This window comes from Streptomyces sp. DF42 (assembly GCF_058267695.1).
On sequence record NZ_CM177859.1, the window covers coordinates 9,290,402 to 9,313,413 of the forward strand.

Annotated in this window: 19 protein-coding genes and 1 pseudogene; 10 read left to right on the top strand and 10 right to left on the bottom strand. The window is 70.6% G+C overall.

Features of this window, described 5'->3' with window-relative positions:
- Positions 1–68 precede the first annotated feature (68 nt).
- The 4 genes from ACYUED_RS42650 to gap all read left to right on the top strand — a co-directional run bounded on the left by ACYUED_RS42650 (position 69) and on the right by gap (position 3,786).
- Entirely contained in the window at positions 69–737 is a 669-nt protein-coding gene (locus ACYUED_RS42650) for a nitroreductase (RefSeq protein ID WP_491289759.1), read from the top strand.
- Between the two features lie 98 nt (positions 738–835).
- Positions 836–1,564: an SDR family oxidoreductase gene (locus tag ACYUED_RS42655; RefSeq protein WP_491289760.1), complete on the top strand. Its 729-nt coding sequence runs from the start codon at positions 836–838 to the stop codon at positions 1,562–1,564.
- A 134-nt stretch (positions 1,565–1,698) separates the two neighbouring features.
- The gene (locus ACYUED_RS42660; RefSeq protein WP_266592115.1) at positions 1,699–2,655 is read left to right on the top strand and encodes a GlxA family transcriptional regulator; all 957 of its coding nucleotides are present in this window, start codon (positions 1,699–1,701) and stop codon (positions 2,653–2,655) included.
- A gap of 132 nt (positions 2,656–2,787) precedes the next feature.
- Complete coding sequence (gene gap, locus ACYUED_RS42665; protein WP_491289761.1) at positions 2,788–3,786, top strand: type I glyceraldehyde-3-phosphate dehydrogenase; 999 nt, start codon at positions 2,788–2,790, stop codon at positions 3,784–3,786.
- 196 nt (positions 3,787–3,982) lie between these two features.
- Here gap and ACYUED_RS42670 read toward each other — a convergent pair whose 3' ends face one another.
- From ACYUED_RS42670 to ACYUED_RS42680, 3 genes are all read right to left on the bottom strand, one after another.
- Entirely contained in the window at positions 3,983–5,632 is a 1,650-nt protein-coding gene (locus tag ACYUED_RS42670; protein WP_491289762.1) for a nuclease/transposase family protein, read from the bottom strand.
- Positions 5,625–6,203, bottom strand: a complete 579-nt coding sequence (locus tag ACYUED_RS42675) for an IS607 family transposase (protein WP_491289763.1) — start codon at positions 6,201–6,203, stop codon at positions 5,625–5,627. Before ACYUED_RS42675 ends, ACYUED_RS42670 begins: the two co-directional genes overlap by 8 nt.
- 346 nt (positions 6,204–6,549) lie before the next feature.
- On the bottom strand, positions 6,550–7,599 hold the full coding sequence (locus ACYUED_RS42680; RefSeq protein ID WP_491289764.1) for a LacI family DNA-binding transcriptional regulator: 1,050 nt from the start codon (positions 7,597–7,599) through the stop codon (positions 6,550–6,552).
- 91 nt (positions 7,600–7,690) lie between these two features.
- Between ACYUED_RS42680 and ACYUED_RS42685 the strand changes: the two genes are divergently transcribed.
- Complete coding sequence (locus ACYUED_RS42685) at positions 7,691–10,366, top strand: discoidin domain-containing protein (protein WP_491289765.1); 2,676 nt, start codon at positions 7,691–7,693, stop codon at positions 10,364–10,366.
- A gap of 42 nt (positions 10,367–10,408) precedes the next feature.
- Here ACYUED_RS42685 and ACYUED_RS42690 read toward each other — a convergent pair whose 3' ends face one another.
- Positions 10,409–11,653, bottom strand: coding sequence for an alpha/beta hydrolase family protein (locus ACYUED_RS42690; RefSeq protein ID WP_491289766.1), 1,245 nt, complete (start codon positions 11,651–11,653; stop codon positions 10,409–10,411).
- A 210-nt stretch (positions 11,654–11,863) separates the two neighbouring features.
- Here ACYUED_RS42690 and ACYUED_RS42695 point away from each other — a divergent pair.
- Positions 11,864–12,388, top strand: a pseudogene (locus ACYUED_RS42695) (methyltransferase family protein); the annotation flags it as partial.
- Positions 12,389–12,583: 195 nt separating this feature from the next.
- On the opposite strand, the gene ACYUED_RS42700 reads toward ACYUED_RS42695, so the two are convergent.
- Complete coding sequence (locus tag ACYUED_RS42700) at positions 12,584–13,627, bottom strand: ferritin-like domain-containing protein (RefSeq protein ID WP_491289767.1); 1,044 nt, start codon at positions 13,625–13,627, stop codon at positions 12,584–12,586.
- 465 nt (positions 13,628–14,092) lie between these two features.
- On the opposite strand from ACYUED_RS42700, the gene ACYUED_RS42705 reads away from it, so the two are divergent.
- Positions 14,093–14,869 carry an oxidoreductase gene (locus tag ACYUED_RS42705; protein ID WP_491289768.1) on the top strand — a complete coding sequence of 259 codons (777 nt, stop codon included), beginning with the start codon at positions 14,093–14,095 and terminating at the stop codon, positions 14,867–14,869.
- A gap of 83 nt (positions 14,870–14,952) precedes the next feature.
- Here the strand turns inward: ACYUED_RS42705 and ACYUED_RS42710 are convergent, their stop codons facing one another.
- The 5 genes from ACYUED_RS42710 to ACYUED_RS42730 all read right to left on the bottom strand — a co-directional run bounded on the left by ACYUED_RS42710 (position 14,953) and on the right by ACYUED_RS42730 (position 20,127).
- The gene (locus ACYUED_RS42710; protein WP_491289769.1) at positions 14,953–15,849 is read right to left on the bottom strand and encodes a LysR family transcriptional regulator; all 897 of its coding nucleotides are present in this window, start codon (positions 15,847–15,849) and stop codon (positions 14,953–14,955) included.
- A gap of 154 nt (positions 15,850–16,003) precedes the next feature.
- Positions 16,004–17,011 (bottom strand): esterase/lipase family protein, encoded by a 1,008-nt coding sequence (locus ACYUED_RS42715; protein WP_491289770.1) that lies wholly within the window; start codon positions 17,009–17,011, stop codon positions 16,004–16,006.
- Positions 17,012–17,351: 340 nt separating this feature from the next.
- Positions 17,352–18,872: a purine-cytosine permease family protein gene (locus ACYUED_RS42720; protein WP_491289771.1), complete on the bottom strand. Its 1,521-nt coding sequence runs from the start codon at positions 18,870–18,872 to the stop codon at positions 17,352–17,354.
- Positions 18,815–19,198: an AMP-binding protein gene (locus ACYUED_RS42725; RefSeq protein ID WP_491289772.1), complete on the bottom strand. Its 384-nt coding sequence runs from the start codon at positions 19,196–19,198 to the stop codon at positions 18,815–18,817. The genes ACYUED_RS42720 and ACYUED_RS42725 overlap by 58 nt, the downstream gene beginning before the upstream one ends.
- Positions 19,192–20,127, bottom strand: a complete 936-nt coding sequence (locus ACYUED_RS42730) for an alpha/beta fold hydrolase (RefSeq protein WP_491289773.1) — start codon at positions 20,125–20,127, stop codon at positions 19,192–19,194. The genes ACYUED_RS42725 and ACYUED_RS42730 overlap by 7 nt, the downstream gene beginning before the upstream one ends.
- A 185-nt stretch (positions 20,128–20,312) precedes the next feature.
- On the opposite strand from ACYUED_RS42730, the gene ACYUED_RS42735 reads away from it, so the two are divergent.
- Genes ACYUED_RS42735 through ACYUED_RS42745 form a run of 3 tightly spaced genes read left to right on the top strand, consistent with a single transcriptional unit; the run spans position 20,313 to position 22,868 of the window.
- Positions 20,313–21,332, top strand: coding sequence for a 3-oxoacyl-ACP synthase III family protein (locus tag ACYUED_RS42735; protein ID WP_491289774.1), 1,020 nt, complete (start codon positions 20,313–20,315; stop codon positions 21,330–21,332).
- A 46-nt stretch (positions 21,333–21,378) separates the two neighbouring features.
- On the top strand, positions 21,379–21,639 hold the full coding sequence (locus ACYUED_RS42740) for an acyl carrier protein (protein WP_266530577.1): 261 nt from the start codon (positions 21,379–21,381) through the stop codon (positions 21,637–21,639).
- Positions 21,636–22,868, top strand: coding sequence for a beta-ketoacyl-[acyl-carrier-protein] synthase family protein (locus tag ACYUED_RS42745; protein ID WP_491289775.1), 1,233 nt, complete (start codon positions 21,636–21,638; stop codon positions 22,866–22,868). Before ACYUED_RS42740 ends, ACYUED_RS42745 begins: the two co-directional genes overlap by 4 nt.
- Positions 22,869–23,012 lie beyond the last annotated feature (144 nt).

Consider the following 23,012-nt stretch of genomic DNA (forward strand, 5'->3'; position numbering starts at 1 on the left):
TATCGAGTGATACGATCTTGATCGCAACCGAAGCGGCATGTGTCGAGCGGACGAGGGAGCAGGGGATCATGGACGTCTACGAGGCGGTCACGAGCCGCCGGGCGGTGCGCGGATTCACCGACCGGGAGGTTCCGAGGGAGACGCTGGAGCGTGTCCTGGCGGCCGCGGCCTGGTCGCCGTCCGGATCGAACATCCAGCCGTGGCGCGCCTATGTGCTGACCGGCCAGCCTCTCGCCGAGGTCAAGAAGCGTGCCGGCGAACGCCTGGCCACGGGCGAACCCTGGGACGAGCCGGAGTACGAGCAGTACCCGCCCACACTGAAGTCCCCCTATCGCGAGCGCCGGTCCGCCTTCGGCGAGCAGCGCTACGGCTCACTCGGCATTTCGCGCGAGGACCTGGAGGCGCGTCAGCGAGCCGCCTCCGCGAACTGGGACTGCTTCGGCGCGCCCGCAGCCCTGTTCTGCTACATCGACCGCACCATGGGCGCGCCGCAGTGGGCCGATGCCGGCATGTGGCTGCAGACCGTCATGGTGCTGCTGCGGGCCGAAGGGCTGCACAGCTGCCCGCAGATGGCCTGGGCGAAGTTCCACCGAAGCGTCGCGGAGGTTGTCTCACCGCCCGACGAACTCCTGCTCTTCTGCGGCATGTCCATCGGGTTCGAGGACGTCACGGTCCAGGACGCCCGTACGGGACGGGCGCCGCTCGACGAGACCGTCACGTTCGTCGACGGCTGCTGAGGGCCCCGCCTCCCGGTCCGTATGCGGCCTGCTTCCTGCCGCGCCCCACAAGTGTTCTTGTGCCATATTGCGCACATATCCCCGACGAAAGGCATGTCATGAAGTTCGCGGTCATCGGCGGTACCGGACTGATCGGTTCACAGGTCGTCAAGGACCTGAAGGCCGCCGGACACGAGGCGGTCCCGCACTCGAAGTCCACCGGAGTCGACGTCATCACCGGCCAGGGACTGGACGCGGCGACGGCGGGAGCCGACGTCGTCGTCAACCTGACGAACTCGCCGACCTTCGACGAAGCCTCCCCGGCGTTCTTCCAGACCTCGATGGACAACCTCCTGGCCGCGGCGCACAAGGGCGGCGTCCGCCACTTCGTCATCCTCTCGATCGTCGGCACGGACCAGGTGCCGGAGCTGGACTACTACCGCGCCAAGGCGCTCCAGGAGCACATCCTCGCGGACGGCCCGGTCCCCTACTCGATCGTCCGGGCGACGCAGTTCATGGAGTTCATGGACGCCGTCCTGTCCTGGACCACGGAAGGCGACACCGTCCGGCTGCCCGCCACGCCGATCCAGCCGATCGCCGCCAAGGACGTGGCCGCGGCGGTGGCGGAGGTCGCCGCCGGCGCCCCGCTGAACGGCATCCGCAACATCGGCGGCCCCGACGTCTTCAGTCTCGACGAGCTGGGCCGTCTCACCCTGACCCGCAAGGGCGACAGCCGTACGGTCGTCACCGACCCCATCGCCGGCATGTTCGCCGTCGTCAAGGGCGACGTCCTCACCGACAAGGAAGCCCACCTCGCCCCCACCCGCTACACCGACTGGCTCTCCTGACGCGCGGACCGCGGTGCCGGTGACCGGCGCGGTCGCTCCGGGCCCCGGCCGGACCGCTGGCGCCCGTCGTGCGACATCCCTCCCGGGGAGCCGGATGATCAGGTCGGCCCCGTGCCCCTCGTACCCTGGTCCCCGTGCCGTCCTCCCGCCTCCATCGCGTCGCCGTCCTCGTGCTCGAAGGGGCCAAGCCGCTCGATGTCGGCATCCCGGCGCAGGTGTTCACGACCCGCGCGAGCATGCCGTACGAGGTGCGGGTGTGCGGTGCGGCCCCCGGGCTCGTGACCGGCGGTGACGGCCTGGCGTACCACGTCGCCGACGGCCTCGACGCGCTCGCGTGGGCCGACATCGTGTTCGTGCCCGGCTACCGGTTCCCGGACCGTGAGGACCCGCCGTGGGCCGTCGTCGACGCGCTGATCGCCGCCCACGACCGGGGCGCGCGGCTCGCGGCCATCTCCACGGGCGCCTTCGCGCTCGCCGCCACGGGCCTGCTCGACGGCCGACGCGCCACGACGCACTGGCATTACACGAAGGCGCTGGCGGACAGGCACCCGCTCGTCCAGGTCGACGAGAACGTCCTGTTCGTCGACGCGGGCAGCGTGCTGACCTCGGCCGGTGCCGCCTCCGGCATCGACCTGTGCCTGCACATCCTGCGCCGCGACCTCGGCGTGGCCGCCTCGAACCACGCGGCCCGGCGCCTGGTCGCGGCCCCCTACCGCAGCGGCGGCCAGGCGCAGTACGTACCTCGCAGCGTGCCCGAGCCGCTCGGCGAGCGGTTCGCCGCCACGCGTGAGTGGGCCCTGCACCGGCTCGACGAACCCCTCGGTCTCGAAACCCTCGCCGAGCACGCCGCCGTCTCGCCACGCACCTTCTCGCGGCGCTTCGTCGAGGACACCGGATACACGCCGATGCAGTGGGTCATGCGCGCCCGCATCGACCTGGCCCGGGAGCTGCTGGAGCGTTCCGAGCGGAGCGTCGAGCAGATCGCGAACGACGTGGGCCTCGGCACCGGAGCGAATCTGCGGCTGCACTTCCAGCGCATCCTCGCCACCACGCCGAGCGAGTACCGGCGCACCTTCACCCAGGGCGAGTAGCCCGCCCTCAGGACGCTCCGGCGGCCTGGCGCGATCCTTGCGAACCATGGCGCTCACGCCACGGCCACGGCCGGAGCCCGCGCGCGAGGCTGGTGTCATCAAGGCCTGACGCACAGACATCAAGGGGCATTCATGACTCGCATCGCCATCAACGGATTCGGTCGCATCGGCCGCAATGTGCTGCGCGCCCTGCTGGAGCGCGACAGCGACCTGGAGATCGTCGCCGTCAACGACCTCACCGAGCCCGCCACCCTCGCCCGGCTCCTCGCCTACGACTCCACGGCGGGCCGGCTCGGCCGCCCGGTGAGCGTCGACGGGAACACCCTCGTCGTCGACGGCCGACGCATCACGGTGCTCGCCGAGCGCGAGCCGGCGCAGCTGCCGTGGGCCGAACTCGGCGTCGACCTCGTGCTGGAGGCGACCGGCCGCTTCACGTCGGCCAAGGCCGCCCGAGCCCACCTCGACGCGGGCGCGAAGAAGGTCCTCGTCAGCGCGCCGTCGGACGGCGCCGACGTGACCCTCGCCTACGGGGTCAACACCGACGCCTACGACCCGGAACTGCACACGATCGTCTCGAACGCCTCCTGCACCACCAACGCGCTCGCGCCACTCGCCTCGGTCCTCGACGAACTCGCCGGCATCGAGCACGGCTTCATGACCACGGTGCACGCCTACACGCAGGAACAGAACCTCCAGGACGGCCCGCACCGCGACCCCCGCCGTGCCCGGGCCGCCGGCGTCAACATCGTGCCGACCACGACCGGCGCCGCCAAGGCGATCGGCCACGTGCTGCCCGGCCTCGACGGCAAGCTGTCGGGCGACTCGATCCGGGTACCGGTTCCGGTGGGCTCGATCGTCGAGCTCAACACGACCGTCGCCCGCGACGTGACGCGTGAGGACGTGCTGGCGGCCTACCGTGCCGCTGCGGACGGCCCGTTGGCCGGTGTCCTCGAGTACTCCGACGACCCGCTGGTGTCGTCCGACATCACCGGCAACCCGGCCTCGTCGATCTTCGACTCGGCCCTCACCCGTGTCGACGGCCGCCACGTCAAGGTCGTCGCCTGGTACGACAACGAGTGGGGCTTCTCCAACCGAGTGATCGACACGCTGGAACTCCTCGCCGCCCGCTGAGCCGGGCGGACGGTGAGCCGACCGTCGTCATCGGGCCGGCAACACCCGTCCAAGGCGGGCGAGCGGAGACAGGGCCATGAGCACGGGGGACAGCAGCATGCCCGCCGCTGTCACCAGCAGGCCGGTACGTGGCCCGGCGGAACAGGCCGACCGGAATCGGATACGGCGCAGGAGACGGACGGCACGGTGACCGTTCCTAAACAGTGTCCAGGAGTGACATTTGCTGCCAGCTCCTGGAACTGCGCGCATCCCGAACGGTGTTGGATGCGCTGGTCTCCCGCGTTCGCTGTGTCCCCGTCCGGCTGCGTGCATCGTGTGCACGCTCCGTGACGGGTGGGCGGGTTCCCTCATGCCCTCGTGCGCCTGGTCCGGCCTGGGCGGTCCGATGCCCCACAGCATCGCTCTGGTGCTGCGGGGGCGGTGCCGTCCGTCGCCGGATCGGGTGCCCGAGGGCGCGCCTGCCGATCGCGACGCTCGCGGCGTCGTGCCGGGACATCTTGCGAGTCTTGCCGGCCAGGGGCTTACGCCAATGCTGGTCGCCCCACATCGACGTGTACGCCGGGTCGACCGCGACGATCGACAGGCCGTGCTCGGCGGCCATGGACACCAGACGGGCCTTGAGCTTGCCTGTCGGGATGCCGGAGATGAGCTGCCGGAACCGCTTCTTGCGGCCGTGCTTCTCGCGGGTCTTCTCGGCGGTGAAGTCCAGGTTCTCCAGACCGATGGCTTTGACGCCGCACCGGTTGGCCCAGTGCAGCAGCCGGCTGATGGCGTGCCGGATCTGCGCGTCGCGGTGGTCGGCGGTGCCGGACAGGTCGTAGAAGAACCGCTTCGGGTCGCCGACCGGGTTGCCGTTGCGGTCGAGCCGGTAGGCGGCGAAGTGGTCAGCGTTCGTATCGACGCCGACCATGCCCTGGGCGCGGGCTGTCTCCAACGGGACCGTCTTCACCACGGGCTTCGTCCACGAGGCGGTGATGTACCAGCGCCCGCGCTCCACATCGAGGTGGATGCGGTAGGCGACAGCACGGTTGGCTTCGACGCGGTCGCGCCACTGCGCGCCCCGGTGCTGGAACTGGACCCTGCAGGAGAGGACGTACCGGCCGAACTTGCCGTTGGCCAGATGGGCCAGTGGTGCGGGCAGCTTGATGGAGACCTCGCCATCGGGGGTGACGCGGATCGTCTCGTTCCCGTACCGCTTGCCGGACTCGCCGTCAGCAGCGAGGAACCAGCGTTCGGCTTCCCAGCGCCGGCGCCACTGGGCCTCGCTGAGCTGCGCATCCTGGAGGTTGTTGCGGTTGCCCAGCAGGCGCCGGCCGCCGCGCACGACGTGCACGACACCGGCCTCACGCTCCACGCGGGCGACATCGAGGCGGTGTTCCAGGGTCGCCAGACGGCGGGACTTGTGGCACCACTCGCCCCGACTGCGGTATCCGCCGGGTGCCCGCTTGGTGCCTTTCTCCCCGATCGGCTGGGCCAGTCGGTGCATCAGCGTCCGCACACCGGCCTCAAGCCCTTGGATGTGGGCGAGCTGACAGCGGCGGGACAGTGCCCACTGATCGTGAGTGGCCTTCGTGATCGAACCGGCCCACCGGGACGAGGAGTCGGCCGTCAGGCCCTGCTTGCGGGCGGCCCACGTGTCGCTGTCGTGGTCCAGGCCGTCGGCGCAGCGGTTCTTGAGGTCCAGCGAGGCGAGGCGTCCGAGGTGTTCACCGACCAGCCGCAACACCTTGTCGTCCACGTCGGTGAGGTGCTTGAGGCGGTCGCGTATCGCCACCCCGGACGGCCCGGGCGCGACGAACGGTGCGTCGATGGTGCGGAGCTTCTTCTTCTTCTTCGGCTCACTCATCGCCGGCCGCCGCTTCGAGAGCCTTCCTCGCCCGGTTCTTCGCCGACCGACGGCCGTACAGGCGGGCGCAGAACGACGTCAGTACCTCCACCATGTCCCGGACCAGGTCGTCTTCGACTTCGCCGTCATCGAGGACGACGAGTCGGCGGCCGGTCGCGGACAGGGCGGCCTCGATCAGCTCCACGTTCATCCGCCCGAGGCGGTCCTTGTGCTCGACCACGACCGTGGTCACCGCCGGATCGGCCGGCAGCCGCTTCACCTTCGCGCGGCAGCCGTTCATACCCGAGGCGATCTCGGACTCGATCCGCACAACCTTCTGTCCCGCCTCCGCCGCCCATGCCGACAGGCGAGCGGTCTGCCGCTCCAGGTCCGGCTTCTGATCGTGCGAGGAGACGCGGGCATACAGACCTACACCACCGGTCACCGAGGGTGAGGTGTTCGCTTCGATGTTCACCAGGATCGTGCGCGGCCCCACCCGGCGCGCGGGCACCGGCAAGGCGCCCTCATGAAACCAGCGATATGCCGTATGCGGGTTCACCCCCTGCGCCCGCGCCCACTCCGTCAGGTTCATATGCTGATAACGCCACCACTCCCTCATGGTTACGCACACTCAACAACCCTCCGCTGCCAGCAGTTGGCAACCCCTTGGACTGCCGGCAACGAGGCCCGTCCCCGGGCGCTCGACAGGCGCGCCGGCGGTTCGGGCAGGGAAAGGCTCGCTGTGCCGCAGCATCACAGGCAGCACGCGATGACCGGCCCATCACGGACCAGGACGTCAACGCGTGCGCGAACGACCGACCATGTCCCCTGCTCCTTGGCCAGGGCACGCTCCTCGCACGTGCCTGCGGGCATGCGACAAAGTAGCGGGCGATCCCGGCACGTGCCACCGAATTCCCGGTTGCAGAACCGGAGTTGCCCTAGCCGGCGGGTGGCGGCCCGCTGCTCTCCCGCACCACCAGCTCCGTGGCGACCTCCACCCGCGTCGTCTCCGGTTCCTGTCCCGACAGCAGCCGCAGCACCATGCGGGCGGCCAGCGCCGTCATGTCGGCGACGGGCGTCCGCATGGTCGTCAGACGAGGCGTCACCCAGTCCGCGAACGGCAGGTCGTCGAAGCCGACCACGCTGACGTCGTCCGGAATGCGCAACCCGCGCTCGGCCGCCGCCCGGTAGGTGCCCAGCGCCTGATGGTCGCTGCCCGCGAAGATCGCCGTGGGACGGTCGGCCAACGCCAGGAGATCCAGGGCGTGTTGATGGGCGAGCGAGTGGGTGAAGTCGCCGTAGCGGACCAGCTCCGGGTCGAAGGGGAGTCCGGCCTCCGTCAGCGCCGAACGGTAGCCGTCCACGCGGGCACGCGAGGTCAGCCGCCGCTGCGGACCGCTGATCACGGCGATGCGCCGGTGGCCGAGTTCGATGAGGTGGCGTGTCGCGGCAAGCCCGCCGGGCCAGTTGGTCGCCCCCACCCACGGAATGCCGGGCGCGGGCTCGTCGACCGGCGCGACGAGGGCGTACGGGATCCCGAGACCGGCGAGGTCGGCCTGCTGCTCCGGAGTGAGTTCGGGTACGACCAGGATCGCGCCGCGGGTGGGGCGCGCGGCAAGCGAGTCCAGCCACTGCCGCGCCCGCTTCTGCCGCCCGTGGGTCGCCGAGACCACCAGCCCCATGCCCGCCTCGTGCAGCACGTCCTCGGCGCCCCGGATCAGCTCCACCGCCCAGGGGCTGTCCAACTCGTTGATGACGAGATCGATCAGCCCGCCGGGCGGTGCCGCGGTGGCCGCGGCGCGCGGCCGCGCGAGATAGCCGTGCTTCTCCAGCAGGCGCTGCACCTTGGCCCGAGTCTCGGCCGATACATCGGATCTGTTGTGGAGCACCTTGGAGACGGTGGAGACAGACACCCTTGCCTCATCGGCTATTTCGGCCAGTGTGCGCCGCCTCGCTTCGCCGGATCCTGTCCGAACCGTTGACGTCATCGGATCAATCTCCTACGTTTCCGGAACGGTCGCAGATTGCGAAAACTATCGCAATCCAACCCTCCGGCGTAGAGGTGGAAGGTGGTTCTCGATGGAGAGACGGCGTCCGGGCCGGAGGCATCTGTCGGTACTGGCCACGGTGACGGCGCTGTTGGCCTTCCCGGTACAGGCGCAGGCAGCGGGCCAGGTCCGCGTCTACCATGTCGCCCCCTGGGGAGGTGACCACGCGGACGGCTCCTCGGCGAAGCCCCTGCGCGCCATCGGAGACTGCCTCTCCCGCGTTCGCCCGGGCGACACCTGCCTCATCCACCGCGGCACCTACCGCGAACAGGTGACCCCGCCCTCCGGCACGAAGGACGCCCCGATCACCCTCGCCGCGTACGGCGACGGCCCGGTGACCGTCGACGGGACCGAGCCGGTGACCGGTTGGAAGGAGGCCCGCGGCGGACTGGTCGCCGCCGACACGAACCTGCCGCCCGACCCCGCCTTCAACGCGGTGTTCCTGGACAACGGCCGTGCGGCGGAGGGTCGTTGGCCAAACTCCGGCTCCGATCCGCTCAACACCACCTGGGCCGAGGCCGACCCCACCTCCACCGACCAGCACATCGACGACACCGACCTGCCGGACGCGGACTGGACCGGTGCGACCGTGCACCTGTGGGCGGGCTCCAACCCCTGGGCCCAGCAGACCGGCACGGTCACCGCCGGCTCGCCCGGCGAGCTGGACTTCAAGGGCGGCAACTACCGTTGCCCGCCCCTGTGCATGGGCAACCAGAACTATCGCAACTACTACCTCGTGGGCTCCAAGGCCGCCCTCGACAAGCCGGGTGAGTGGTACTACGACACAACCGCCCACCGGCTCTACCTCGTCGCGCCCAAGGGCGGCATGGCCGGACACACGGTGACCGCCAAACACCGCCTGTGGGGAGTGGATCTGTCCGGCGCCTCGTACGTCACCGTCCGCGGCCTGGACCTGTGGGGAACCTCCCTGCGAACGGGCAGGACAAGTACGGGAGTTGTGATCGACGCACTGCATGCCACGTACATCTCGGAGTTCTCCACGCTCCCCATGCCGCCGGACGGCGACCTCGCGATCCCGCCCTCCGAGGGGCACATCGTCGCCTCCCGCATCCTCGACTCCGGCGTGCAGATCCTCGGCACCGGCAACACCCTGGAGAACAGCGAGATCGCGCAGTCCGCCGGCGACGGCGTCCTGGTGCGCGGCACCGGCAACACGATCACCGGCAACTACATCCACGACGTCGGCTGGATGGGCAGCTACACACCCGGCATCGAGATCAACGGCAACGACCACACGGTCACGCACAACACGGTCCGCCGCACGGGACGCGCCTCCGTCGACACGGCCTGGCAACTCAACGGCACCGAGTTCCACGGCAACCGCATCGCCTACAACGACCTGTCCGAGGCGATGCGCACCTCCCGCGACGGCTCACCCCTGTACGTCTGCTGCAGCCTGGACGGCACCGGCACCTCCGTCGACCACAACACCTCGCACGACGCCGACGGCCAGGTCGGCTTCTACGTCGACAACTACTCGGGCCACTTCCTCCTGCACCACAACGTCGCCTGGAACACCGGCAGCCGAGGCACCTTCTTCAACGGCCACACCGGCCCGAGCATCGCCAACCGCGACCACAACTCCAGCTACGGCGTGGGGATCAACGGGAACTCCACGCTGCTCAGCGGCGCCACCGACGCATCGGGCTCGTACTTCAGCAACATCGTCGGACCGATGCCGGTCAGTGCGACCGGGACCGGTGACCCGCGGCCGGTGGTCCGCTCCAACCTCATCACCGACAAGGCCGGTTACACGGATGCCGTCAACGGTGAACTGTGGCTCACCGACGGCTCACCCGCGATCGACGCCGGCGAGACGATCGACGGCATCACCACCGAAGTCCGCGGCACGGCTCCCGACATCGGTGCCTACGAACACGGCGCGGCGATCTGGTCGACGGGCTGCGACCTCCCCGGCTGCCGACAGCGCGTCCGGCACGGCACCTGGACCGCGGCCGCGAGCGACGGCTCCGACGCCTTCGCCGCCGTCGACGGAGACATCAACACTCGCTGGACGGCCGCCGCCGCCCAGGCCCCCGGCCAGTCTCTGACGGTCGACCTGGGCGAGCCGAAGACCGTCGACCGACTCTCGCTCGACGCGGACCGCGACACCAGCGGACAGCCGTACGGCTTCTCGGTATCGGTGAGCCGCGACGGCACACACTGGGGCGGGAGCCTCGCCCGGGTCTCCGGCCGGTCCTTCACCCAGGACGCGGCCTTCCCGGCCCGGACGGCCCGGTTCGTCCGCATCACCCTCACCGCGAGCGGCCCCGTCCCCTGGGTGGTCAACGACCTGCGCCTGTACGGCGACGGGCCCGATGCCTCCGCCACGCTCCAGGCCGAACAGGCGACCTCCATGCACGGGGCGGCGGCACGCACCACGGCCACCACCGGGATGCTGGGCTCCGGCGACTGGATCGCCTTCCGTCGCGCGGCCGTGCACGGCGACCGTCTCACCGTACGGCTCGCCTCCACCTGCACCACCGGCTGCGCGCTCCAACTCCGGCTCGACACCCCGCGCGGCCCGGTGGCCGCGACCCTCCCTGTGCACGCGACCGGCGCCACCACCTGGCAGGAGCAGTCGGTCACCCTGCCCCACCGCCTGACGGGTGTCCACACTCTCTGCCTCGTCGCGAAGGGAGGCCCTCGCGTCGCGTCCCTCGACTGGCTGACGATCCGGCCATGACGCTCGCCGCGCCGTGCCGGCGCCGGGGAGCCAGCCGGGGAGTCAGAAGAAACGCGCCTCTGGATATCGACCCGACGGCCCGTCCAACAGGCCGTTGTCGTCCCGGCCGCGCAGCCAGCGGTCGAAGAAGGCGGCGAGGTAGGCGCGTTCGGCGGCGATCGCATGCCTCGGCAGGATCGTGCCGATGTTCTCGACGACGGTCTTCCGCGGGAGTCCCAGCCGACGGGCGATCTGCGGGACGAGCGCCTCTGCGTCGGTGTACGTCGCGTGTTCCGCACCTCGCAGGCTCAGGCCCCGATGCCAGCCGCGACTGTGCCGCCACAGCGCGTCCCAGGACGGCACCGTGCTCAGGTCGTTGCCGTCCTTGCCGATCAGCAGGAAGGGGCGGTCGACGCCGTCGGTGGCAACGGTGGAGAGGTTGCCGGCGGTGTCGTCGTCCTGGACGTACGCGAGAACCCCGTCGAGATCGGCCGCCGCCGCGATGCGCGGATCGTCGTGCATGGCCTGCAAGGCGGTGAAGCCACCTGCCGACTGGCCGAACATGCCGATGCGGCCGAGGTCCAGCATGCCGCGCAGCGCCCTGGGGAGCGCACAGGGCAGTTCGTCGACGACGAAGCGGATGTCGGCCACCCGTACGGCGAGCGTCTTCTGCAACAGCGCCTTGATGCGCCCGGGGTCCGGGTACGCCTTGTCGAACTCCGCCGGCAGCACGGAGCTTTCGACACGGCCGCCGGGAAACTGGACGGCAGAGGCGTCGTAGGTGTGATCGACGGTCACCACGACATACCCCCGGGAGGCGAGGTCGTCGCAGAGAGTGGTGCCCAGAGAACGCGGGTCACCGGCACCCGGCGAGTAGCAGACGACGGGGAGCGGGCCCATGCCCCGATCGACCGGGGCGCCTTCGTGGGCATGGGTGCGCGTGGCCGACCAGTCGACCCGGTCGCCGGGCACATCGGTGAAACCGTTCAAGGCGGCGAATCCGGCGGCCTCGCCCGGCAGCATCTGCGGGGCGGCCGGGTGGCCGCCGACGGCTCGCGCCGGATAACGGATGCCGATCATGAGTTCCCGGTACGGCTGCGAGGTGATCCAGGGATCGGTCCGCGACGCATCGACCAGCCGCAGCGAGACCGTCCCCACCGGGTGCGGTCCGCTGGGCGCGGGCAACGACAGCCGCACCGGCCCGGCCTTGCGCGACGCGGCGGAAGCGGCGGAAGCGGCACGTGCCGGGACGGCGGACACGGCGACGGCGGCAGCGGCCGACAGGATGACAGAGCGGCGGGTCTGCATGACTGAACCCCTTTGGTCTGTACGTGTTCTGCTGTCTGTACGGGTTGAGCGATCACGTACAGACTCGCGGCCCGACCTGGCCGCCCACCATCCGGCAAACCGGTCGACGCTTCTGGGGGATTGCCCCCACCGCCTCCATCCCGGGGTGGAGACCGCTCCATCGACCCGTGGGTGGTGGTGATCCACTACTCCTCGGAGCACGCTGGAGGCATGGCCCCTCTCCGCTCGGCACTTGTCGCTCTCACCGGCGTCTGCTTCCTGGTCTTTGTCGTGGCCTGGATCGCGGGTGCCGTCCACTTCGGCGCGAAGGGCCAGGCGGGCCTGCACGGCTGGGTGCGTGGACTGCGTCGCACATTGCCTCACCGGGTCCTGCTGATCGCAGGCGTCTACGTCCTCTTCACGCTGGTCGGACACTCCGGGGGCTTCTGGCGCCATCTCCGGTACTGGCAGCCCGAGCTCGCGCTTTTGGGCGGGCTGCTCGCCGTCGCCTCCACCGCTTTGCTGCTGTGGGCCCGCTGGATCCTGGGCACGATGTGGTCCAGCGTCCCGACGGTCCAGGAGCACCACGAACTGCGCACGGACGGCCCCTACCGGCTCGTCCGCCACCCCAACTGCACGGGACTGCTCGGCCTGATCCTCGGCGCCACGTCGGCCTGCGGATTCGGCGTCTGGACAGCGTTCCTGGCGGTCGCCGTCCCATGGCTGCTGCGCCGGGCACACGTCGAGGACGGGCTCATGGCGCACCAGCTCGGCGCGTCCTACGACTCCTACCGCGCCCGGGTCCCGGCCCTGATCCCAAGACTGCGCCCCACCCGGGCGGGCCCCGCCCGGTCGGCCATGAGCAGCAGTAGCCGCGTTGGCCCGGTTCGGTGGGGCGGCGGATTGCTCAGCCGCCCCACGCCGGGGCCTGGTGCCCCTCGCCCCGAGGTGTCAGAAGGCGTGGAACTGCGGGCCGTAGTTGCCCGGTGCGTCGGGGATCGGGCGTTCCATCAGCTCCACCGCGGGCGTCTCCAGCCCGCGCATGATGTGGATGGCCGCGTGGAGGGAGCGGTGGCCGCCGCCGGCCCAGGCCGTCTCAAGGGTGTGGAGGAGGCTGTTGTAGGTGGTGTCGAAGCTCTCCAGGAGCCGCCGCACCTCTCCCGGCGGGTTGGGCCAGCCGCCTTCCGGAACCGGTGCCATGGGGCGGGTGTCGGGGAAGGGCACGGGCGCGCCGTTGAACTCCCAGTCGCCGTCGTTGTCGCGCAGCCGTCGGCCGTGGTAGATCTCGCCGAACGCGTAGTAGTGCGCCGGGTAGTCGTCGTCGAAGGCCGTGGCGGGAGAACTGGAGGTGCCCTCGCCCTGCTCCTTGATGATCTCGATGGCGCGCTCGACGTCGTCGGGAGTCTCCACCGGCTCCAGCACGTCGGAGCCGATGCGCGTGGACAGCTGTCCGCGCGCCGACAGTTCCGGCGCCACACTCCGGAACGTCTTGAGGATGCCGCTGTAGAAGGTGCCGACGGTCGGCGAGGTGTCCACCCTCCGGGCGAGCGGACGGTGCGGGGCTTCGATGCCCATCATCACGTCGTGCACGTACGTCTTGGTCAGGCCCGACAGATAGACGGTCAGCCCGGCGTGCACACCGCCGGGCAGCGGGCCGGGGTAGGTGGGCGCGGCTTCCCTGATCCGCGGCTGCCCGCCGACGGCCACGAGCAGGTTGCAGACCACGCCCAGGTGGAACATCTCGTCGCCGACGATGCGCCGGATCAGCCGCGCGGCCTCGCTGCCGCGATCTCTGATGGACCACCAGCCGCACAAGTAGGGCGGGATGGTGGCGAGTTCGAGCGCCACGGCGACCTGGAGGGCCGATCTGAGCCAGTCGTCCCGGCGGCTCTCCTCGGGCACGGCCAGCAGACGCGCCACCGACTGTTGGCCGAGCGCGGCAGCCGGCCCGCTCGCCGACTGCACTGCTGCCTGCACCGGCCCGGCGGCCGTCACCGGCGCACCGGCCGCCAAGGCAGCCGACGCCAGGAAGCTCCTGCGCTTGAACGGGGCAACCGTCGGCCTGTCCGAATCATCCCTCGTACCAGTCAATTTCGCCTCAGCTCATAGCAATGGCCCCGCCACGTCTTCGGACGAACGGGACCTTTCCGACAGTTGTGGAAGCTAGCAGCCATGACCGCCGTTCCTGGCGCGCACGGGCCCGGGCGACGTATCGACCACCCTGTCAGTCCAGCGGGTGAGGACCGCCGGGCCACCGGCGAAGGGGCCGAGGGCGGGGTGCCATAGGAACTCCCTATAGCGCCTGCTGACATTTCGTCTTTGCCCCTGATTCCTTTCCGCACCTACCGTGAAACAGCTCGACGAGGTGCTCACACGCGAATTCTCCGAAGATTCGCGCAGTGCGCACGCCGATGATTCTTCCGTCGAGCGGACGAACACGCGATGGAGAGGACCGGTGGCATGAGCGCGATCGAGAATGGATCGGGAACGCGTGAACTCGCGGGAAAGCGGGCCCTGGTCACAGGTGGGTCCCGCGGGATCGGCGCGGCCGTTGTGCGCCAACTCCTGGACGCCGGCGCCGAAGTGCTCACGACCGCCAGGTCGGAGACGAGCACGGTGCCGGAGGGAGCCACCTTCGTGGACGCCGACGTGCGGACACGGGCAGGAGCGGAGGCGCTCGCCGCGGCCGCGCTGAAAGCGCTGGGCGGGGTGGACATCCTGGTCCACAACGCGGGCGGGGCGCGACCTCACCAAGACGCCTCGGCCATCCCCGAGGAGGAATGGCAGGACGCGCTGGACCTCAACTACCTCGCGTCGGTGCGCCTGGACTCGCTGCTGGTGCCGGGTATGCGGGAACGCCGTTCGGGGATGATCGTGCACATCTCCTCGGCCGCGGTCCTCACACCGGTGGGACAGTTCCTGCACTACACGGCGGCGAAGGCGGCGCTGGAGAACTACAGCCGGGGAATGGCCTCGGAGCTGGCTCCGTTCGGAATCCGGGTCAACACCGTGAGTCCGGGCCGAACCGCCACCCCCGGCGGCGAAGCAACACGGGAGCAGTGGGCGAATCTGAACGCGGCGCCGGGCCGGACCAACGCCGGCGACACTCCGCCGCTGGGGCGCGACGGCCGGCCCGACGACATCGCCGACGCGGTGCTGTTCCTCGCGTCCGACCGGGCGAGCTGGCTGACGGGGAGCAACCTCATTGTGGACGGCGGCGAATTCCCCAGAGGGTGACGCCGATGCGCCGACGGAATTCCCGAACGCGACTTTCGGAAAAAGGGAATTCGGTGGCGCACGCTTCGCCTCCCTCCCACCCTTCAGGACACCGGTGAGAAGGAAGCGGACTCGGACCAGCTTTCCGCACGCAGGAGTTCGAGCAGGGCCGTTTCCGCCGGGCCCGCGCCTTGCCGGACGACGGCGATGACGGGCTGGGACACGGCCGGGAACACCGGGCGAACGAGGTGCTCGTGACCGTGGGGCACGGCGGAGGCCGGAACGAGCGTCATCCCCAGCCCTTGGGCCGCCCAGCGCACAGCCGTCGCCGTCTGGGACACACGGGCGGCCGTGGTCGGGGTCAGACCGTTGTCCCGCAGCACGTTCAGCAGCACGCCGTCCAGCGCGCTGTCGCGGTCGAACCGCACCCACGGCTCCCCCTCCAGTTCGCGCAACTCGACCCGGTCCGCGGCCAGTTGCCGATGCCCGGCGCCCAGCACCACGACGAACTCCTCGTCGCCGAGGTGATGGGCGTGGGCGGGGCTCCGCTCGCACGCCGCCATCAGGGCGAGATCCAGCACGCCCCGGCGGCACAGCCGATCCAGCTCGGCGGAGCTCGGCTCCTCGAAGACAGTGACCTCCAGCCGCGGGAAGCGACGACGCAGCGTGCCGAGCGCGCCCGGCAGTTGCCGTGTGCCAAAGCCCATCTGCGCCGAGACGACCAGCTCGCCCACCAGCTCGTCGGCACCGGCCCGCGCCGTCGCCCTCGCCCGCCGCGAGGCGCTCACCGCGACCTCCGCCTCCCGCAGGAACGCCCGGCCGACCACGGTGGGCACCAGCCCGGTCGGGGTGCGGGCGAACAGTTCCACGCCGAGTTCCCGCTCCAGGCCGCGGATCTGCTGGGACACCGACGGCTGAGCGACACGCAGCAGTTCCGCCGCTGCCGTCACCGAGCCCTCCTCGGCGACGGCCAGGGCGTACTCGTACTGGCGAAGGCTCATCGGCTCCCGTCCCCTCCCTGCGGTCCGACCCCGTGCTGATCGTCGTAAGCAACCCGGTTCCGCCGGCGAAGATTCCCCCGGGCAAGGCCGGAGCCGATCTGCTCCTGTCCGCGGGCTGTGCGGCGACCACCAGCGGAACCGGTATGAGGGCCGGTCAGAGCGGAACCGGCATGACTGCGCAGGGCACCGGTTCGGCGTGCGCCGGGTCGAGGGCGTTGAGGACGAGCCGGTTCACGTTGGGGTCGTAGGTGCTGCCGACATGACCCGTGAGGTCCAGCGGACATACGTTCTGCAGCAGGATGTTGTGCACGGTCGCGCCGGATCCGGCCTTGAGGAACTGGTTGGTGTACGGGGTCACGACCAGGTCGGTGCGGCTGACGATGGTGGTGTAGGTGACGCCGGGCTCGGTGTCTCCGTTGGCGTACAGCTGCCGGAGCACCGGGGAGCCGATGGTCTGATCCTTGGCCGCGGGGCTGTCCAGGCCGAGCGGCTTGCCCACCTTCCCCGCCACGTCCAGTCCCGTGTTGACCAGGTTGGCCAGGCCGGATGCGTTGGTGCCGTGATTGCTGGGGTTGATGCCCACCAGATGGTGCACCTTCGCGGCGCCGTTCTCGAAGCGCAGGTACCACTCGGGCGTCACTCCGCCGCCCTGGCTGTGTCCGACCAGGTCGACCTTCGACGCACCCGTGGCGGCCAGCACCTTGCCGACGTAGGCGGCGAGTTGTTTGGCCGAGTCGGGGATGTGGCGGGTCGCCTTCATCAGGGCGTGCGGTGTGCTCTCGCCGTAGTTGAGGGCGAAGACGCAGTAACCGGCGTTCTTCAGCACCGGGGCGAGTCCGCTCCAGCTGTCGAAGGCGTTCGCGAAGGTGCCGTGGACCAGCACCACCGGGTAGGGGTGCGCGGCGGACGGCTTGCAGGTGAAGTCGTTGGTGCCGGCGGGCGAGCGGTCGGGGTCGGGCACCGAGGCGAGCGCGGCCAGGCCTGTGCTGACCGCCCCCAGGTACCCGAACTGGTCGGCCTGGTCGGCGCGCAGGGCTGATGGGGCCTCGGCGGCGACGGGCCGCGGTCTGAGGGGTGCGGCTGCTGCGGCGGGGACGGCAGCGGCCAGACAGGCCGCCGCTGCCAGGGCGGTCCCTGCGGACTTGAGGATTCGGCGCATCATCGTGCGCACCTCCTGGTGACGGGTCGTCAGCGGGCTCGGAGCGGGCCCAGCTTGGACAGCTGTCACGCCGTGCTCGCGCACGGCACGCCACGTGCGCCCGTTCGGCGCACGCGCGGTCAGCCGGGCGAGCGGACGGCCCCGGCCACCGGAGGAGGCGGAGATGAGGGGGAGACGAGAGCAGGCGCGATGCCGTGCTTGGGAGGTGCTGCACCGGGGTCTCGTCGCGGACTGACGGCCCGAATGCCGGCCAGGTGCCGGGCACGCACGCCACCTTGGCGTCGGCGCGCGTGCCCGCCCGGGGACGAGCGGGGTGGATGGGCACCCCGCGTGTCCCCGCCTGCTACGCGGTGGCAGGCAGTACGTGGTCTCCGATCTTGTCGGTGCTCAGGCACAGGGAGCAGACCACCGCGTCGTGGGTGGCGCAGGCGGTCACGTCGGGCCGCTCGTAGGGCTGCTGGCAGACGTGGCAGTCGTACGTCGTGGCGCTGGGGTTGCCCTCCGCGTCGAGCAGCGGCTCCTCGATGCCGTCGTCGGCGCGGCGGAGGTAGTACCTGCCCTTGGTGACGACGGCCATCAGCGGGGTGAGGACGAAGGCGATGACGGCCGCGGCGACCGGGGAGTACGGCTGCAGGCTGTCGCCGAGTGCGTGGAAGTACATGGCGATCGAGAGGCCGGAAGCGGCCACGAAGGCGACGACACCGACCGGGTTGACCGCGTGGAGCATGCCGCGGCGGAACTCGGGCTGGAGCGGGGAGAGCTTCAGCAGGTACTTGTTGACGCCGATGTCGGTGGCCACGGTGACGACCCAGGCGATCGCACAGTTCGAGTAGAAGCCGAGGATGCTGTTGAGGAAGCTGAACATGTCGGCCTCCATCAGAGCCAGCGCGAAGCCCAGGTTGACCAGCACGAAGACCATGCGGCCGGGGTAGCGCCCGGTGACGCGGGTGAAGGAGTTGGTCCACGCCAGTGAACCGGAGTACGCGTTCGTGACGTTGATCTTGATCTGGCTGATCACGACGAGCGCCACGGCGAGCGGGACGACCATCCAGGACGGCATCATCGCGTCGAAAGCGCCGCGGAACTGCTGGATCGGCTCGGGCGCCGCCGTCGGACCGACCTTGGCGAGGATGTAGACGGCGAGAAAGACACCGATGGCCTGCTTCAGCGCGCCGAGCACCACCCAGCCGGGGCCGGCCATGACCACCGCGGTCCACCAAGTGCGCTTGCTGGCCTCGGTCTTGGGCGGCATGAAGCGCAGGTAGTCGATCTGCTCGCCGATCTGGGCGATGAGCGAGAGACAGACGCCGGCGCCCAGCAGCACGGACGCGGTGTTGACGCCGCCTTCGCCGTCGGTGCCCGTGTAGGCGAGGAAGTGGTCGACGGTGCCCGGGTCGGTGGAGATCAGGTAGACCAGCGGGGCGACCATGAGCAGCAGCCAGATCGGCGTCGTCCACACCTGGAGCTTGCTGAGCGCCTTCATACCGTAGATCACCAGCGGGATCACCATCAGGGTGGAGATGGCGTAGCCCAGCCACAGCGGCAGCCCGAGGCCGAGCTTGAGGCCCTGGGCCATGATCGAGCCTTCGAGGGCGAAGAAGATGAAGGTGAAGCTGGCGAAGATGACGCTGGTGAGGACCGACCCGTAGTAGCCGAAGCCGGAGCCGCGGGTGATCAGGTCCAGGTCGATGTTGTAGCGGGCGCCGTAGTACGCGAGCGGGAAGCCGGTGATGAAGATGACGACCGCGGCGACGGCGATGGCCAGGAGGGCGTTGCCCGTGCCGTGCGCCAGGCCGATGCCGGCGCCTATGGAGAAGTCGGCCATGTAGGCGATCCCGCCGAGCGCGGTCGTCGCCACGACCATCGGGGGCCAGCGCCGGTAACTGCGGGGCGCGAATGTCCGGGGTCGATCAGCACGGCGCAGGCTCCGAGTGCGGACAGCGCGTACACCGTGGCGATCAGGTCCGGTGGGCGACGGGTCATGACCACCGCGCGCGTGCCCCGGCCGATGCCCGCTGCGGCCAAAGCGTCCGCGGTACGCAGACATCGGGTGTACAGGCCGGCGTACGTGATCCGTTCCCGGCGCCGGCCGCGGAACGTGTCGAGGGCGACCGCGGTGGGCCGGGACCGCTGCGCCTGCGAGAGCTGCCCCAGCAGCCCGACCTGTGTGCCTGTCACGGCCGTCACCACGACGCTCCCGTCCCTTCCGTGTGCCGACCGAGGAACTCCCTTACGTACGCCGCGACTTCCTCGCGCGCGTCCTCCTGTACGAAGTGACCGGCACGCGGAAACAGATGCGCCTCGGCGGAGGGGAAGCGCCGAAGCCATTCCGCGAGGAAGCGCTGGTCGAAGACCCGGTCCCGGCCGCCCCAGCACACCAGCATGGGCAGGGACGTCAACTGCGGTGCCTCGACGGGGCCCACGTCGATCAGCGGCCACGCCGGGTCGGCGGCGGTCAGCGGAATGTCCTGGATGAAACGCAGCACCGCCAGCCGCCGGTGCAGGCCGCGATAGGGGCTCACATAGGCGCGGCGTACCGGCCGGGGCAGTGCCGAGGCGACCCCCAGACGGGAGGCGGCCACGGCGAAGGCGTTGGTGCGGTGCACCAGCCGGGCCGGTGTGCTGCCTCCGCTGCGGATCAGGCGCAGGTACCACGGCAGGCGGTAGCCCAGCGGCATCGGGAAGGCCGCGGAGTTGAGCATGACGATGCGGGCGAGCCAGTCGGGTCGCCGGCGCGCCCACGCCATGCCGATGATTCCGCCCCAGTCGTGCCCGATCAGGGTCCAGCCCCGGTCCGGCAGGCCCCGCTCGGTCACCACGTGCTCCACCAGCCGCTCCAGATCCGCCAGGCGACTGGGGGCGGTGTAGGAGTAGGCGGACTCGTCGGGGCGGTCGGAGCGGCCCATACCGATGTGGTCGGGGACGATGCACCGGTGGTCGGAACGCAGGTCCCGTACCAGGTTGCGCCACATGTAACTCCAGGTGGGATTGCCGTGCAGCATGAGCAGCGGCGCACCCGTCCCTTCGTCGAGGTAGTGCTGACGCACGCCCCCGTGTTCGAACCAGTGGGGGGGGAAGTCGTAATCGGGATAAGGGAGTTCGGCCTCGGTCAACGACACGGGGGCAGTGTCCGCTGGGGGCTCCTCCTCGCGCCGCGCGTAACTCCGAGGGATGAAGCCGCCGACCATGATCACTCCAATGGGCGCATCCGAACCGGCTCCCGTTTGCGGTGCGCCGTCCCAACTCCCTTCACTGGCCTGCACCGTCACGCCCGGAACCCGGCAGGAGAACAAACACCACTTCCATGACAGAGCCCCGCTACAGCACGATCCGTCGCGTCGCCGTCCATGTTCCCCCGGACCGTCAGACCGGCGCGGAGATCGAGGACGAGGTCCGCTCCCGACACCCCGGCCTCCGCCTGATGCCCGGGCTGCTGCGCCAGATGTACGGCTTCGAGGAGCGCCGGGTGGCGGCTGCCGATGCCTGGCCCTCCGACCTGGCGTCGGCAGCCGCCCGGAGCCTTCTCGACGAGTGCGGCCTCGGCCCCGACGCCGTGGACCTGCTCGTCTTCGCTTCCGCGAGCGAGGACATGGAGGAGCCCGCCACCGCCCACGTCGTGGCTGACAAACTCGGCGTCACGGCACCGGTCTTCGACGTCCAGAACGCCTGCAACGGCGTCCTCAACGCCCTGGAGATCGCCGACGCCCTGATCCGAGCCGGCCGCTACCACCGCGTGCTCATCGTCACCGGAGAGCGGGGCAGCATGCTCTCCCGCCTCCCGGCACGCGACCGCGACGAACTCGCCCTGCTCCTGCCCGCCCTCACTCTCGGCGATCTGGGTGCCGCGCTGCTGCTGGAGGGGAGCGACCGGCCAGGGCTGCTGGGCATCCGTTTCTCCAGCAACTCGGCCGGCTGGCGGGCGGCCACGGCGACCAACCCCTACTACTCGCCCACCAGCCCGGTGATCTCCCTCCGCTTCGACTCCCAGGCGCTCGCCGCCTCGTTCCAGGGAATGGAGAAGGACGTCATCGACGCGCTGGCCGAGTGGGGCCGCAAACCCGGCGACCTCGACCTCGTCTGCGTACACCAGGCATCCGTCCCCTTCACCGGCGCCATCCTCGACTCCACCGGCATCGCCCGCGACCGGGTCGTGGCCACCTTCCCCCGCTACGGCAACGTCGCCACCGCGAGCCTGCCCCTGCAACTCGTCGAGGCCGCACGGGAAGGCAGGTTGCACCCGGGCGCGCAGGTGGCCCTCCTCGGACTCGCCAGCGGAGCCTCCGCCGGAATCGCCCTCGTCGAGTGGCAGCCCGAGCCCGCCTGACGTCGCAGCCGCCCCCAGGGCCCGCCCCCTACGCAAGGAACACCCCATGCACACCACGACCGACACCTACGGCGTCGTCTGCGCCGCGCTCACCTCCACCTTCCGTATCCCCGAGGATGAGCTGACACCGGAAGTCACCCTGGAACAGCTTGAGTTGGACTCCCTCGCGCTGGCCGAGTTCGTCCTGGTCCTCGAAGAGAACCTCGGCGTGAAGGCCGAGGGCGAGCGCGCCAACCGGAGCACGACACTCGCCGAGGTGACCGCCTATCTCGACGAGCTGCGCGCGGCCGGGGCGGAGGCCCGGTGAGCCGGTCGAAGCAGCCGATCGCCGTCACCGGCCTCGGCCTGATCACCCCGGGAGGGCAGGGGGTCGAGGCCACCTGGGAGGCGGTGTGCGCCGGACGCTCCCTCGCCGCACCCGACGCGGCCCTGGAGGGACTGGCGGTGGACTTCTCCTGCCGTCTCCCGCTCCTGGAGGACGACATCGACCGGTGTGTCGGGCGCAAGTCCTGGCGCATGGGCCGGATCGCCAAGCTCGGTGTCCTCGCCGCCCGGGAGGCCGTACGCGATGCGGGCCTGGACCCGGCGAGGTGGCAGGGAGCCCGGGTGGCCACGATCATCGGCTGCGGCATGGGCGGTACCGAGAAGTGGGAGGAGCAGCACCTGCGGCTCGAACGGCGCGGACCCGACCAGGCCTCACCCCTCTCCATCCCCATGATCATTCCGAACCTGGTGGCCGGTGAGGTGTCCATCGACCTCCACGCCCGTGGGGTGAGCCTGGCGCCGGCCACCGCCTGCGCCTCCGGCGCCACCGCGATCTCGCTGGCCCGCGTCCTGCTCGGCGCCGGCCTGTGCGACATCGCGGTGGCAGGGGGCGTCGAAGCCGCCGTCAGCCGCCTGACCACGGCCGGCTTCTGGCGTATGGGCGCGCTGTCGGAACGGAGTCACGCGGTCGCCGAGGCGTCCCGCCCCTTCGCCGCCGACCGGGACGGCTTCGTGATGGCCGAGGGTGCCGGCGTCCTGATCCTGGAACGCGCCGAGGACGCCGCCGCCCGAGGGGCCCGCCCCCGTGCCCTGCTCGCCGGGTGCGGGAGCACCTCCGACGCACACCACCCGACCGCTCCGCCGGAGGGTGCCGAGGGAGCGGAGGCGGCTCTGCGCACCGCCCTCGACGAGGCGGACCTCGCCCCTCATGACGTGGATCACGTCAACTCCCATGGCACGTCCACCCCGATCAACGACGCCACCGAAGCCACGTTGATCGCCCGCGCCCTGCCGCACCGCCCCAGTGTCACCGCGCCCAAGGGCGTCCTCGGCCACACCCTCGGCGCCGCGGGCGCGATCGAGGCCGCCCTCACGGTCCTGACCATCCAGCACCGACGTGTACCGCCGATCGCCAACCTCCAGGCTCCCGCGCCCGAGTTCGACATCGACTGCGTCACCAAACAGCCCCGCCGCCAGGACGTACGCGCGGCCGTCAGCCATTCCTTCGGCTTCGGCGGCCACAACGTCGTCCTTGCCTTCACGGCGGCGTGATCACTGCGAAGGATCGCCGGTGTGCCCGACGAGCGGCCGGCAACGAAATCGTGTCGGCCCGGGTTGCCGGCAGGGCGCCCGCTCTCCCGGCTGCTGGGCCGCCGCCGGGGCCTGCGCGCCGCCCTCGACGGCGACACGCACACC